Raw genomic sequence first — 13,199 nt, forward strand, 5'->3', positions numbered from 1 at the left:
TAATCAAAACTTCTTCTGGAGGATAGTGGTATCGCTACCACCGACAACAAGGGTAATCGCCGTAACCTGGAAATCCGCGTTCCGCGCGTACGCGTGATCGGCGCCGACGCTGAGCAGCTGGGCATCCTCACCCGCGACGAGGCGCTGGCTCTGGCGCAGGAAGCGGGGATGGACCTGGTCGAAATCCAGCCGAACGGCGATCCGCCGGTCTGCCGCATCATGGACTACGGCAAGTTCAAGTTCGAAGCCCAGAAGAAGGCCCAGGCCGCCAAGAAGAAGCAGAAGCAGGTCGAGATCAAGGAAGTGAAGTTCCGTCCGGTCACGGACGTGGGCGACTACGAGATCAAGCTGCGCAACATGCTTCGCTTCCTCGAGGAAGGCGACAAGGTCAAGGTCACCATCCGCTTCCGCGGCCGCGAGATGTCGCACCAGGACCTGGGCCAGGAAATGGCCAAGCGCATCCAGGTCGACATCGGCGAGAACGGCCAGGTGGAATCCTTTCCCCGCCTGGAAGGCCGCCAGATGGTCATGATGATCGGCCCCAAGAAGAAGCAGTAAGGCGACGGCGGCTTGCGGGCTGCCGTTTCGCATGAGGCGATGGGCGGCCTTCCTGCCCGGATCAGCGCCATAGGCTGGCGCCGGTCCCGATTTCTCCGTACAATTGCCAGTTCGACCCGCCAGGAAGGGTCGTGAACCGATGTCGGCAGGATGGAAAGCGCGGCCTTGCGGTCGCCGCCGAATCAGTCAGAAACCGGGCCGCTCCCGTAAGGAGGGCGACCCCATCAAGGAGCATTTCCATGCCCAAGATCAAGACCAACCGGGCGGCGGCGAAGCGTTTTCGCAAGACCGCTTCCGGCAAGTTCAAGGCCGGTCACGCCTTCAAGTCGCACATCCTGACCAAGAAGTCGACCAAGCGTAAGCGCAACCTGCGCGCCACCAACCACGTCAAGGCGTGCGACACCAAGGGTGTGGCTCGCATGTTGCCGTATCTCTGAACCGGGAGGACTAGACCATGGCTCGTGTCAAGCGTGGCGTTACCGCCCGTCGTCGTCACAAGAAGATCATTGGCCGCGCGAAGGGCTATTACAACGCCCGCCGCAAGGTTTTCCGCGTAGCCAACCAGGCCGTCATCAAGGCCGGCCAGTACGCGTACATCGGCCGCAAGCAGAAGAAGCGCCAGTTCCGCGCCCTGTGGATCGTGCGTATCAACGCTGCTGCCCGTCAGTTCGGACTGTCCTACAGCCGCCTCATCAACGGCCTGCTGAAGGCCGGCATCACGGTCGACCGCAAGGTGCTGGCCGACATCGCCGTGCACGACATCAAGGCCTTTGGTGCCATTGCTGAAAAGGCGAAGGCCGCACTGGCAGCGTAATCTGTGCGCTCATCCTTGATCGCGAAGATCAAGAAGCGGCCATCCACGGCCGCACTCTTCAAGGGATGCGCGTAACGTCTGCGGGGAGGAGGCCTAAAGCCTCCTCCCCGTTTTTATTTGGATAATGCTTGCGGCGTCCGCTTCCTCTCCCCTGCGGGAAGAGGATTGAGGTGGGGATACGTCTGGCCCCGGCTTCAATCGAAGCACACTTCGAAGGCGTGACGCTGCAAGAGCCGCCCCTCACCCTAGCCCTCTCCCCCGCGGGAGAGAGGGGACAAGAGAGAGTCGCATCGATGGACGATCTGGAAAGCCGCGCCGCGCTGGCGCAGGCTGAAATCGACAAGGCCGAAACGCTGGACGCGCTTGAAGCATTGCGCGTCGGCCTGCTCGGCAAGAGCGGCATCGTCACCGCCGCGCTGAAGACGCTCGGCTCGTTGCCGCCGGAAGAAAAAAAAGCGCGTGGCGCCGAAGTGAACCGCGTCAAGGAGCGCCTTGCCGATGCGTTGGCTACGCGCAAGGCCGGGCTGGAGCAGGCTGAGCTGAATCGCCGGCTCGCTTCCGAGACCATCGACATCACGCTGCCCGGTCGCGACGGCGAGCGCGGCGGCATCCATCCGATCACCCGTGCACTGGAGCGCATCGCCGCGATCTTCGCGCGGCTGGGCTACCAGCGTGCCGACGGCCCCGAGATCGAGGACGACTGGCACAACTTCGAGGCGCTGAATTTCCCGCCGCACCATCCGGCGCGCGCCATGCACGACACCTTCTACTTCGGCGACGGGCGTCTGCTGCGCACGCATACCTCGCCGGTGCAGATCCGCTCGATGAAGGGGCGCCAGCCGCCCATCCGCATCATCGCGCCGGGCAAGGTCTACCGCAGCGATTCGGACCAGACGCACTCGCCGATGTTCCACCAGATCGAAGGCCTGCTGGTCGACGAAACTTCCAGCTTCGCCGACCTCAAGGGCACGCTGGCCGAGTTCATCCGCGCGTTCTTCGAGCGCGATTTCGAGATGCGCTTCCGCCCCAGCTACTTCCCCTTCACCGAGCCCTCGGCCGAAGTGGACATCCGCTGGGAGACCAAGGACGGCGAATCGCGCTGGCTGGAAGTGCTGGGCTGCGGCATGGTGCACCCGAACGTGCTGGCGAACTGCGGCATCGACCCGGAGCGTTACACCGGCTTCGCCTTCGGCCTCGGCGTGGAGCGCTTCGCGATGCTGCGCTACGGCGTATCCGACCTGCGCGCGTTCTTCGAGAACGACCTGCGCTTCCTCAAGCAGTTCGCCTAAACGCCGCAGGAACCGTGACATGAAATTCTCCGAGAACTGGCTGCGCCAGCATGTGCCGACCAAGGCGTCGCGCGACGAACTTTCCGCGACGCTGACGGCCATCGGCCTGGAAGTCGAAGACGTTGCCGCGCTGGGCGATTCGCTTGATGGCGTCGTCGTGGCGCGCATCGTCAGCACGCAAAAACACCCGGAGGCCGACCGCCTGCAGGTATGCGAGGTGGAGACGGGCAACGGCACCGTGCAGATCGTCTGTGGCGCGCCCAACGCGCGCGCGGGCCTGGTGGCGCCGCTCGCGACCGTGGGTGCGACGTTGCCGGGCGGTGTCGCCATCAAGCCGGCGAAGCTGCGCGGCGTCGAATCGTTCGGCATGCTGTGCTCGGCCAAGGAGCTCGGCATCGACCCGGATGCCTCGGGGCTGCTCGAACTCCCGGCCGATGCCCCGGTGGGCACGCCGCTCGCGGCGTACCTCGGCCTGCCGGACGCCAGCATCGAGATCAAGCTCACGCCCAACCGTGCCGACTGCTTCAGCGTGCGCGGCATCGCATTCGACGTCGCCGCCGCGCTGGGCGGCGAGGTGCTGCCGCTGGACGCCGCGCCGGTATCCGCCGGCAGCGCCGCCGCGATGGAAATCGCCCTGGAAGCCGGCCCGCGCGTTCCGCGCTTCACCGGCCGCGTGATCGATGGGGTGGACGCACGCGTGGCGACGCCCGTGTGGATGGCCGAACGCCTGCGCCGCAGCGGTCTGCGCCCGATCAGCTTCCTGGTCGACGTCACCCAGTACGTGATGCTGGAACTGGGCCAGCCGATGCACGCCTTCGACAAGGACAAGCTGGAGGGTGGGATCGTCGTGCGTCCGGCGCGTGCCGGCGAGTCGCTGCAACTGCTCGATGGCCGCACCGTCGAGCTGGACGGGGATTTCCTCGTCGTCGCCGACGGCCACGGCGGCAGAGGCGAACGCGCGGTCGCGCTGGGCGGGATCATGGGTGGTTCCGAAACGCGCGTGACCGATACCACCCGCAGCGTGTTCCTGGAGGCCGCACACTGGATTCCCTCGGCCATCATCGGCCGCAGCCGCCGGCTGGGCATGCACACCGACGCCGGGCACCGTTTCGAGCGTGGCGTCGATCCCGAGCTGCCGCCCATCGCCATCGAGTACGCGACCAGGCTGATCCTTGATATCGCCGGCGGCGTGGCCGGTCCGTTGCTCGATGTCACGCTGCCCGGGCAAGTGCAGGCACCGCAGCCGATCCTGCTGCGGCGCGCGCGCCTTGTGCGCGTGCTCGGCCTGGCAGTTGCCGATGCCGAGGTCCTGCGCATCTTCACTGCGCTTGGGATGAAGGTCGAGCCGCTGGCCGAAGGGTGGCGGGTCACTGCGCCCAGTCGCCGCTTCGATATCGAGCGCGAGGAAGACCTGATCGAGGAAGTCGCGCGCATTTTCGGCTATGACAGCATCCCTACCGCCACGCCGGCGGGCGCATTGGTCCTCGTCGCCGAGCCGGAGGCCCGCATCGGCGAACTGGCGCTGCGCGAGCAACTGGCCGCGCACGGCTATTTCGAGGCGGTGAACCTGTCCTTCGTCTCCGCCGAGCTGCTGGCGCGCTGGGGTTTCGAAGGGCAGGGCGTACCGCTGGCCAATCCGCTGTCGGCCGATCTGGCGGTGATGCGCCCCTCGCTGCTGCCGGGGCTGGTGGAGGCTTTGCGCCACAACCGCGCGCGCCAGCAGGAACGGGTGCGCCTGTTCGAAGTCGCCCGCGTTTTCGCGGCGGGCAACCCGCCTGTGGAAACCCCCAGCGTGGCCATTGTCGCCAGCGGCAACGCCCATGCCGAACAGTGGGGCGAGCCGTCCCGTGCCCTGGATTTCTTCGACCTCAAGGGCGACCTCGACGCCTTGCTCGCCTGGGGGGGCGAATCCCACCGCTGGACGATCCATGCCGACGGTCTGCCGGCCTGGCTGCATCCGGGCCGCGGTGCGCGGCTCGCGCGCGACGGCCAGACAGCCGGTTGGCTGGGCGCCCTGCATCCGCAGTTGGCCAAGGCGCTGGACCTGGGTCCGGACGTGCATGTGCTGGAACTGGCGCTGGAGCCACTGCTGGCCCGCCGTCTGCCCAAGGCACAACCGGTAGCGCGTTTCCCCTCCGTACGCCGCGACATCGCGGTCGAGGTGTCCGATGAGGTGACCTGGTCACGGATCGAGCAGGCGGTCAGCGGCAGCCTCGGCGAGCTGCTGGTGGAGCTGCGACTGTTCGATCGCTACAGTGGCAAGGGGGTCGAAGTGGGCCGAAAAAGTCTCGCTATGGGCTTGATTTTGCAGGATGCTTCCCGCACCCTTACCGACGAAGACGCAGACCGCTGCGTGCGGCAGGCCATTGCCGCATTGGAACAAACATGCAAGGCCAAGTTGCGAGGATGAGATGGCTCTGACCAAGGCGGATATGGCCGAGCGGCTTTTCCTCGACGTAGGCCTTAACAAGCGGGAAGCCAAGGAATTCGTGGACGCCTGTTTCGAGGTGGTCCGCGAGGCCTTGGAGAGGGGGGAGCAGGTGAAGCTGTCCGGTTTCGGCAACTTCGACCTGCGCGAGAAGAACCAGCGACCCGGGCGCAATCCGAAAACCGGCGAGGAGATCCCGATCTCGGCGCGCCGGGTGGTGACGTTCCGACCGGGTCAGAAACTCAAGGTGCGAGTCGAAGGCTATGCTGGACCAAGGGAATAACACCGAACTGCCGCCGATCCCGGCCAAGCGCTACTTCACCATCGGTGAGGTAGGCGAGTTGTGCGGGGTGAAGCCGCACGTGTTGCGCTACTGGGAACAGGAGTTCCCCGCGCTCAATCCGGTGAAGCGCCGCGGCAACCGTCGCTACTACCAGCGCCATGACGTGTTGATGATCCGCCAGATCCGCGCGCTGCTGTACGACGAAGGCTTCACCATCACCGGTGCACGTGCACGGCTGGAAGGCCCGCAGGCGCGGGTGGAGGCGAGCATGTCGCACCAGATCGTGCATCAGGTACGGCTCGAGCTGGAAGAAGTACTCGCCCTGCTGCGCCGTTGAGCGCATTCCTCTGCTATAGTTCGCGCTTCCCGATCGCATGATCGCGAAGCACGAAAGGCGGCCACGTTGCCGCCTTTCCAGTCCAAGTCGGGGCGTAGCGCAGCCTGGTAGCGCATTTGCCTGGGGGGCAAAGGGTCGTCGGTTCGAATCCGGCCGCCCCGACCAATTGGATGACTCCAGGCAACCCTGGATATCCCGGAAACCGCGCCTTGGCGCGGTTTTTTGTTGGCTGCGCTATTTGTGTTGTCCGGCGCGTCCGCAGGCGGATTACGGACGCTGACGCGCCGGAACGCCCGCCGGCTTGTCTTTGGGTTCCGGCACGAGCGGCGCTGCGCCTTCCTTGCGCGGCAGGAAGTGCTTGGCCAGCAACGCATCCGCCTGGTCGTCCTTGCCGTCTTCACGCAATGCATTGACCAAGGCGCGTACCAGATCGGCAGGCATGTCCGCATCTGCGGGGAACTTCTCGAGCATGGCGACGCGCTGGGCAGCGGGTTTGCCTGTTTGCTGCATGGCCTTGTCCATGCCGGTGTAGAGCGCGGGGTTGGCCGGATCGACCTGGAATCCATGCTGGAACACGGTGGCGGCGTCCGCGGGCGCGTGGTCGATCTCGAGCAGCGCGCGGCCAAGGCTCGCATCCAGCGATGGAATATCGGGCCTGAGCGACGAAGCGCGGCGCCATTCTGCGATGGCCTGATCGGTAATGCCCTTGGAGAACAGCAGCGTTCCCAGCAGATAGTGCGCGGATGCGTCGGAAGGATTCCTCGCAAGCGCCGCGCGAAGGACCAGGAGCGTTTCGCGTCTTTCGGGGAACACGTAGCGCAGCGGCATGCGCGAAGCGGCCTGATAGTCGGCCGCGCCGGATTGGCCCATCTGTTCGCGGCAATACCCGCGGTAGTAGGCCAGCAAAGGATTCCTGTCGGGCAGCACTGTACCCGGCTCGGACTCATCGGCCGTCACGGCGGGATAGTGGCGGGTGAGCAGCGCCAGCGCATCGGAATAAAGCCCCAGCCGGTTGTACTGGATCACCAGATCGAGGATCCGGTTGGGGTCGGCAGCGAGATGTGCATCGAGTTGTGCATCCGGACGACCCAGGATGGATTGCTCGTTGCGCAGAAAATCGCTCGTGGGATAGGTGGCCAGCGCCTTGGCCACAAGCTGTCGTGCGCGATCAGCAGGCCCAAGCGCACGCCGCACCGCCACCACGTCTTCGATGCAGCGCTGGGCGACCGTGTCGGCCGTATCCGGGTGGCATACGTGGGTCAGCACATCGTGTGCGCGTGCGAAATCCTTGTCCTTGATGAGCAGCTCGGCCAGCAACACGCCGGCTGCAGCCCGATGGGACGGATCGCGATAGGCCGCCTCGAATTCGAGGCGCGCCTCGCGCGGATGATCGAGGAAGACTTCCGCGATGCCGCGGTAGTAATGCGTCTCTCCGTCCCAGGTGGCACGGTCCTCGACCTGCTTCAACAGACGCGACGCGTCTTCGAAGCGGAACAGGTCCACGTCCAGGCGGCCTTGCGCCTTCAGGAGAGGCAGGCTGTCCGACGCCGCCGCAAGCGCTTGCGCATAAGTTTTCCGGGCAGTGATCAATTGGCCCTGAAGCTCTTCGTTCGTTCCCCGTTCGAGCAGGCCGTCGCTCGTATCGGGTGGTTGATAGGTCGTCTGGGAGCCGGTCTTTACTTCGTTGCGCGGGGTCCAGTCGTACTGGTCTTCCGTGTGCTCGAGGAGCACTTCGTGCTGGTCGCTCTCGAGCACGAAGGTGTATTTCTTCGACGGAGAAAGATCGTCGAACGTGTGTTGCCAGGTCTGCGCCGGATCGAGTGTCGCCGTTCCCTGGAAGACCGTCTTGGTGCCGTCCAGTATCCGGATGCTTGCATCGGGGAACCGGCGGTTGGCATTGAAGGCCACCGTCAATGCCGCATGTCCGTCAGCATCGCGCTTCCTGGCCATGAACACGACGCCATTCAAGTTGGCGCGCGAGATGCCGCCGATCCCATGCACGGGCATCCAGTATTCGGAAAAGTGGATGACCTGCTCGGGCTGGAGAAAGCCGTAGGTTTCCTGGTTGCGGAAAAGGCCGGCTTGCACTTCTGCATACGCGCTGTCGTTGTCCGAAAGCACATGGCGCCAGGCGAGGCCATCCGCGTTGGTGCCCCAGGTCCAGATCTTCTTCGCCGGCAGATCCGCATAGTTGGCGTAGTGGACGACGCCGGCATCCGTGTCCGGGTCGTAGATGCCCATGAACGGTTCGCGGCTGCCGTAGACGAAGCGCGACACGGGGCCGTCTTTGTGGTTGCCGACGATGCTGAGGTCCATGCCTTTCGCATTCACCGGCCAGGTGTCGATGTCCTTGAAGCCGTGGCTGGCCGTGAACTGCATCGGGTACCAGATCTTCGAGTCGTCATGGACCTGCACCCCTGCGTTGTTCCACCAGTAGAACCGGTGCCGCAGTTCGCTCGGGTTGGACAGCGTCACGCGTTCTTCCAGCACGGTGCTGCCCGGGCGCAGGACCAGCTGGACCGTCCACTCCATGCCGTAGACGCGATCGCGGTTGCCGATCGTCACTGACGCGCTTCCGTCCGGGTCCTGGGCGTAGGACCAGTCGACGGGCGAGAGAGAAACCCAGTTGTGCGAAACGGGGAAGTTGAACTCGACGCCGAATGCCGACCACGCGCCGCGATAGCCGATCAGCGCCTTTTTCAGCGTGGGGTTGGCGTAGAACATCGGCTTGCCGTTGATCTTGTCGACGCACGTATAGATGTGTCCGCCAAGATCGGGAAGGATCGTGCACTTCAGGTATTCGTTCTCGAGAAAAAGCGCGCGCCAGAGATGCTTGGCTTCGGTGTTGCGCACATCCTCGCGCAGCGAGTAGGGATAGCTGAAATTGGCGGTGCCATAGATGTCGAAGGGCGGGTTCTCGTCGGGTGGACCTTCCTCCGATGCCGCAAGCGGCATCTGGCCTTGCCAGACGCGAACCTGTGCATGCAGCGAAAGCGGGCCCAACAGAAGCAGGATGCAGAGACTCAACCGTGAACGCGTCATTACCTTCACCATGCCGGATGTGGACGATTGATCTGCCCGCCAGCCAGGCGCCGCATCAGGTGCCGTGGCCCAGCCGCCACGGCGGGGCCACGCTGGCTGTTGGTAGGCATTGAACAGACTGAGAGGCGGGATTGGACGGCAAGGCGCGAGCCGCTGCTTCGCTGCGACCGGCCACGCGGCGGTTGGATCCTGATGTTTCGAAACATGGACTCGCTCCCTCATGGCTCATGCATGATTTCTTTTATTTCTTTTCTCGGCGGCGGTTTTATTGCCAGATTTGAATAAAAGGAAAGCAAATTGATGTTTTTCGAATATAAACGAAAGAAATGCGGTTGCAAGTACCTTGGATCTCCAGGATGGCGGCTCGCTTCATCGACACTAGGGTCGGATGACAGGCTCGGTGGTCTGCCGCTGCGGCAATGTGCTGGCGCAGTTCGCTTCATCGGGCATGTCTGCCATGGGTCGTGGCATCCGTTGCGGAAGGCGCAGGAAATTGCAGTGCGGGCCGGGTAGGCTGCGGCCACGGGTCCATCCACAAGGAGATGCCGCATGTCGTCGAACAGCTGCCACCCGAACGCGCCGCACGAGAAGCTCAAGGCGCCCGACTGGTACGTTTCGGCATTGATGATGGATCGCGCGCTGGACGCGATCCTGCGCCGCGTGAAGAAGTTCGACCGCGAACACGACATTCCCTATCTCGCCGGCTACAGCCGGGACGGCAAGACCATCTACATCGACCGCCATCTGCCGAAGAGTTTCATGTTCCGCGGCCGCACCATTGATGTGGATCGCTTTCTGATCCTGCACGAGGAAGTCGAGAAGACCCTGATCGACCAGCTCGGCCTGCATTACCTCCACGCGCACCAGATTGCCACCCGTGCCGAGGAGGCCGCCGTGAACGCGCAACGCGTTACCTGGAAGGCCTACGACCGCTTCATGCAGAAATACGTGAAGTCCATCGGCGACGAACGGCTGCAGAAGGTGCCCTCCGATCTCGACCTCAAGCCCTACCGCGACTACCACGACTACGACCTGCTGCAGCGCATGGAGCAACATATGGAGCACACGCCCGGGCTGGGCGCGAAGCTCAAGGACGAACTGAAGGCCTATGCCGCCGCCTTCCGCGAGCAGCACGAAGTGGAGCGGCGGCACGCCACCAGTACGCGCAAACGCGCGGCGGTGGCGCCAAAGCAGGGGGCGGCGAAAAAAGCGGTGGAGAAGCCGGCTACCCGCAAGATGACGGTGAAAGCTTCGAAACGCACGGGCAGCTGAGCGACAACCCTGTTGCGGCATGCCGGAAGGCGCGTCGTCCGAATCCGTTTTCGATGCGATGCACGGCTGCGCAACGCGCTCCCCGACGAGAGCTTGTCCGGGGCGTTCGCACAGGGCTTGAGAGCACCCGCGGCGTCAGCTCAAAGCCAACGGAGCAGGCCGTAGCGATGCCTTGAGCAGGCGCTTGGATAGGAGGGGCGGGCGTTGCACCGCCCGGTAGTTCAGGCGGCTTCCGCCAGCTCCTCTTCCTCGTCCACCTTGAAGAAAGCCACGCTCCTGACCAGCGATCCGGCACGCAACTGCACGGCCTCGGCCGCAGCGGCGGCTTCCTCCACCAGCGCCGCGTTGCTCTGCGTGACTTCGTCCATCTGGCTCACCGCCTGGTTGACCTGCTGAATGCCGGTCGCCTGTTCGCGGCTTTGCAGAGCGATGGAATTGACGGTATCGACGACCTCGTCCACGCTTCCGAGCAGCTTGCCGACCATAGCTTCGGCATGACCGATCCTCTGCGTGCTGCCGTCGATGATGGATATCGATTCCTCGATCAACGCCCGGATCTGGTCGGATGCCGCACGCGAGCTGCGCGCCAGCGACTGCACTTCGGATGCCACCACGTTGAACCCCTTGCCGGCCTCGCCGGCATGGGCCGCTTCCACGGATGCGTTGATCGCCAGGATATGGGTCTGGGTCGCGATTTTCGCCATGGTTTCGGTGATCTCGTTGATCCGGCCGGAGACGTCCTGGACGCGCTCCATCGCCTTGACCGCCTCGCTCATGGCGGCGCCGCTCTCGCGCGCCACATTGGATGCCCCGGCAGCCAACTGGGCGGCCTGCTGCGCACGCATGGCGTTCGCATTGACGCTCTCGGTGAATTCCTGCATCGACGCGGCGGTTTCCTCCAACGCTGCAGCCTGCTCGCTGGTGCGCGAAGAAAGATCGTGGTTGCCGCTGGCGATCTGGTTCGTGGAGGAAGAAATCTCGTGCGAACCCTTGCGGATCGTACCGACGACCTGGAGCAGCTGACGGTTCATGCGATCCAGGGCGGCCAGCAACTGGCCGGTCTCGTCACGACTGGCGGATTCGATGCGCGTGCGCAGGTCGCCGTCGGCCACGGCCTCGGCCATCTTCACCGCGCGATGGATCGGCATGGTGATGCTGTATGCCAGCATCCAGATCAGCAGCGTGCAGGCAACCAGCGCGCAGAACACTACCGCCGCCAGCAGGTGCCAGGCACCCCGGTAGGCGTCCTCGCTCTCCGCATCGATGCTGCGGCCCTCGGCCGCGGCCTGGTCCTTCATGCCGGCCACCAGCGCATCGATGGCGTCGGTGGGCGGGCGATCCATGCCGGCCACCAGGGCGTCCACCACGTGCACGCTTTCCGGCTTGCTGCCGTTGTACTTCTGCAGGGCGTCCTCGTAGCGCTTCTGCAGCTCGGCATGGGTAGACAGTGCGGCGTCGACGCCGCGGCTGTCCAGTCCGAGCGTGGTCATCTGCTGCTTGAGGGAGGCAAGGTCGCGGTCCACGGCCTGGCTGCTGGTGCCGAACTGGTCGTGATACTTCTTGAATGCCTCGGGGGTCGCACCGCGCAGCAGGGTGTCCTTCCAGCTCTGCACCTGCTTCTTGAAATCGACCTGGGCCACGCGCGCGGTGTCCACGGCGGCAGCGAAGGCGGTGGCGGTGTGGGTGGCGCGGATCTGCAGTTCGTGGGTGCGTTCCAGGCCCTGCCACCCGCCGAAGCCGACCACGGCAGTGGCCACCAGCATCACGAAGCCGAGCAGGCCGAGCCGCAGGGCGATGCGCAAGTCGCGTAACCGGAACGTCATGGCAATACCCAAGCTGGACAGGACACTCGGCTATCGGCAGATCGAAGCTGCGGCTTGAGCATCGCCCCCGGCATGGGCGGCAGGCCCTGCGCTGCCAGACGGCGGCGCGTCGTCAATACAGCACGCGGGTGCGCAACGTCCCCTGGATGGCCACGAGCTTGTCCCTCAAGGCATTGGCCTGGATTTCGTCGGCCGACACGTCGATCACCACGTAGCCCACCTCCGCGTCCGTCTGCAGGAACTGTGCGTCGATGTTGATATTGCCGGCGGAGAACAGCTCGTTGATGCGCGACAGCACGCCAGGCACGTTGCGGTGGATGTGCAGCAGGCGCCGGCTCTTCGGGTGTTCCGGCAGCGACACTTCGGGGAAGTTCACCGCGGACAGGGTGGAACCGTTGTCGCTGTAGCGCACCAGCTTGCTGGCGACCTCGATGCCGATGTTGTCCTGCGCCTCCAGCGTGCTGCCGCCGATGTGCGGGGTGAGGATCACGTTGTCCAGGCCGATCAGCGGCGAGACGAACGGATCGTCGTTGCCCTTGGGTTCCACCGGGAACACGTCCACCGCGGCGCCGGCGACGTGCCCGGAGCGCAATGCCTCGGCCAGCGCGTCGATCTCCACCACGCTGCCGCGCGAGGCATTGATCAGCACCGCGCCCTTGCGCATCGCGGCGATTTCCGTCGCTCCGAACATCAGCTTGGTGGCCGGCGTTTCCGGCACGTGCAGGGTCACCACGTCGGAGCGCTGCAGCAGGTCGTGCAGGCTGGCCGCGGCCTGCGCGTTGCCCAGCGCCAGCTTGGTCTCCACATCGTGGAAGATCACGCGCATGCCCAGGCCTTCGGCCAATACACCCACCTGGGTGCCGATGTGGCCGTAGCCGATCACGCCCAGCACCTTGCCGCGCGCCTCGTAGCTGCCGGCGGCGGACTTGCTCCAACCGCCGCGGTGGCATTGCGCGCTCCGTTGCGGGATGCCACGCAGCAGCATGATGGCCTCGGCGATCACCAGCTCGGCCACGCTGCGCGTATTGGAGTAGGGCGCATTGAACACCGGTACGCCCAGCCGCTCCGCCTCGCCCAGGTCGACCTGGTTGGTGCCGATGCAGAAGCAGCCCGCCGCGATCAGCCGCTTGGCGTGGCGCAGCACTTCGGCATTGAGCTGGGTGCGCGAGCGCAGTCCCACGATGTGGGCGTCGGCGATGCGTTCCAGCAGTTGCGCCTCGGGCAGCGACTTCAGGTGGTATTCGATGTTGCTGTAGCCCGCCCGCTCGAAAACCTCCACCGCGGTGCGACTCACACCCTCCAGCAGCAGCACCTTGATGTCTTGCCGAGGGAACGAGGTCTTCATGGGGGCTC

11 protein-coding genes and 1 tRNA gene are annotated in these 13,199 nt (G+C 64.8%); 9 read left to right on the forward strand and 3 right to left on the reverse strand.

The window, feature by feature from the left end; translation table 11 throughout:
- Positions 1-30 precede the first annotated feature (30 nt).
- From infC to IHE49_RS01790, 8 genes are all read left to right on the forward strand, one after another.
- Positions 31-558, forward strand: a complete 528-nt coding sequence (gene infC / locus IHE49_RS01755; protein WP_343227540.1) for a translation initiation factor IF-3 — start codon at positions 31-33, stop codon at positions 556-558.
- Positions 559-797: 239 nt separating this feature from the next.
- Positions 798-995, forward strand: a complete 198-nt coding sequence (rpmI, locus tag IHE49_RS01760; protein WP_019467379.1) for a 50S ribosomal protein L35 — start codon at positions 798-800, stop codon at positions 993-995.
- A gap of 17 nt (positions 996-1,012) precedes the next feature.
- Positions 1,013-1,372, forward strand: coding sequence for a 50S ribosomal protein L20 (gene rplT / locus IHE49_RS01765; RefSeq protein ID WP_077481450.1), 360 nt, complete (start codon positions 1,013-1,015; stop codon positions 1,370-1,372).
- A gap of 293 nt (positions 1,373-1,665) precedes the next feature.
- Complete coding sequence (gene pheS / locus IHE49_RS01770; RefSeq protein ID WP_192154347.1) at positions 1,666-2,661, forward strand: phenylalanine--tRNA ligase subunit alpha; 996 nt, start codon at positions 1,666-1,668, stop codon at positions 2,659-2,661.
- 19 nt (positions 2,662-2,680) lie between these two features.
- Entirely contained in the window at positions 2,681-5,071 is a 2,391-nt protein-coding gene (gene pheT, locus IHE49_RS01775) for a phenylalanine--tRNA ligase subunit beta (protein ID WP_192154349.1), read from the forward strand.
- A 1-nt stretch (position 5,072) separates the two neighbouring features.
- Positions 5,073-5,372 (forward strand): integration host factor subunit alpha, encoded by a 300-nt coding sequence (ihfA, locus tag IHE49_RS01780; RefSeq protein ID WP_077481444.1) that lies wholly within the window; start codon positions 5,073-5,075, stop codon positions 5,370-5,372.
- Positions 5,353-5,709, forward strand: coding sequence for a MerR family transcriptional regulator (locus tag IHE49_RS01785; protein WP_181301494.1), 357 nt, complete (start codon positions 5,353-5,355; stop codon positions 5,707-5,709). The genes ihfA and IHE49_RS01785 overlap by 20 nt, the downstream gene beginning before the upstream one ends.
- An 88-nt stretch (positions 5,710-5,797) precedes the next feature.
- Positions 5,798-5,874, forward strand: a tRNA-Pro gene (locus IHE49_RS01790).
- Positions 5,875-5,976: 102 nt separating this feature from the next.
- Here the strand turns inward: IHE49_RS01790 and IHE49_RS01795 are convergent.
- On the reverse strand, positions 5,977-8,751 hold the full coding sequence (locus IHE49_RS01795; protein ID WP_192154351.1) for a DUF5107 domain-containing protein: 2,775 nt from the start codon (positions 8,749-8,751) through the stop codon (positions 5,977-5,979).
- Between the two features lie 549 nt (positions 8,752-9,300).
- Between IHE49_RS01795 and IHE49_RS01800 the strand changes: the two genes are divergently transcribed.
- Complete coding sequence (locus IHE49_RS01800; protein ID WP_192154353.1) at positions 9,301-10,023, forward strand: hypothetical protein; 723 nt, start codon at positions 9,301-9,303, stop codon at positions 10,021-10,023.
- Positions 10,024-10,244: 221 nt separating this feature from the next.
- On the opposite strand, the gene IHE49_RS01805 is transcribed toward IHE49_RS01800, so the two are convergent.
- Both IHE49_RS01805 and serA read right to left on the reverse strand, forming a co-directional pair.
- Positions 10,245-11,846 carry a methyl-accepting chemotaxis protein gene (locus IHE49_RS01805; RefSeq protein WP_192154354.1) on the reverse strand — a complete coding sequence of 534 codons (1,602 nt, stop codon included), beginning with the start codon at positions 11,844-11,846 and terminating at the stop codon, positions 10,245-10,247.
- 112 nt (positions 11,847-11,958) lie between these two features.
- The gene (gene serA, locus IHE49_RS01810; RefSeq protein ID WP_192154355.1) at positions 11,959-13,191 is read right to left on the reverse strand and encodes a phosphoglycerate dehydrogenase; all 1,233 of its coding nucleotides are present in this window, start codon (positions 13,189-13,191) and stop codon (positions 11,959-11,961) included.
- Between the last annotated feature and the right edge of the window lie 8 nt (positions 13,192-13,199).

It is taken from the genome of Rhodanobacter sp. 7MK24 (assembly GCF_014842995.1).
Lineage (GTDB): Bacteria > Pseudomonadota > Gammaproteobacteria > Xanthomonadales > Rhodanobacteraceae > Rhodanobacter_A.

Excerpts from the sequence above, each read along its gene's own strand:
- IHE49_RS01785 (WP_181301494.1), top strand. The coding sequence starts at position 5,353 with ATGCTGGACCAAGGGAATAACACCGAACTGCCGCCGATCCCGGCCAAG.
- IHE49_RS01805 (WP_192154354.1), bottom strand. The coding sequence starts at position 11,846 with ATGACGTTCCGGTTACGCGACTTGCGCATCGCCCTGCGGCTCGGCCTG.
- pheT (WP_192154349.1), top strand. The coding sequence starts at position 2,681 with ATGAAATTCTCCGAGAACTGGCTGCGCCAGCATGTGCCGACCAAGGCG.
- pheS (WP_192154347.1), top strand. The coding sequence starts at position 1,666 with ATGGACGATCTGGAAAGCCGCGCCGCGCTGGCGCAGGCTGAAATCGAC.
- rplT (WP_077481450.1), top strand. The coding sequence starts at position 1,013 with ATGGCTCGTGTCAAGCGTGGCGTTACCGCCCGTCGTCGTCACAAGAAG.
- serA (WP_192154355.1), bottom strand. The coding sequence starts at position 13,191 with ATGAAGACCTCGTTCCCTCGGCAAGACATCAAGGTGCTGCTGCTGGAG.
- IHE49_RS01795 (WP_192154351.1), bottom strand. The coding sequence starts at position 8,751 with ATGACGCGTTCACGGTTGAGTCTCTGCATCCTGCTTCTGTTGGGCCCG.
- IHE49_RS01800 (WP_192154353.1), top strand. The coding sequence starts at position 9,301 with ATGTCGTCGAACAGCTGCCACCCGAACGCGCCGCACGAGAAGCTCAAG.
- ihfA (WP_077481444.1), top strand. The coding sequence starts at position 5,073 with ATGGCTCTGACCAAGGCGGATATGGCCGAGCGGCTTTTCCTCGACGTA.
- rpmI (WP_019467379.1), top strand. The coding sequence starts at position 798 with ATGCCCAAGATCAAGACCAACCGGGCGGCGGCGAAGCGTTTTCGCAAG.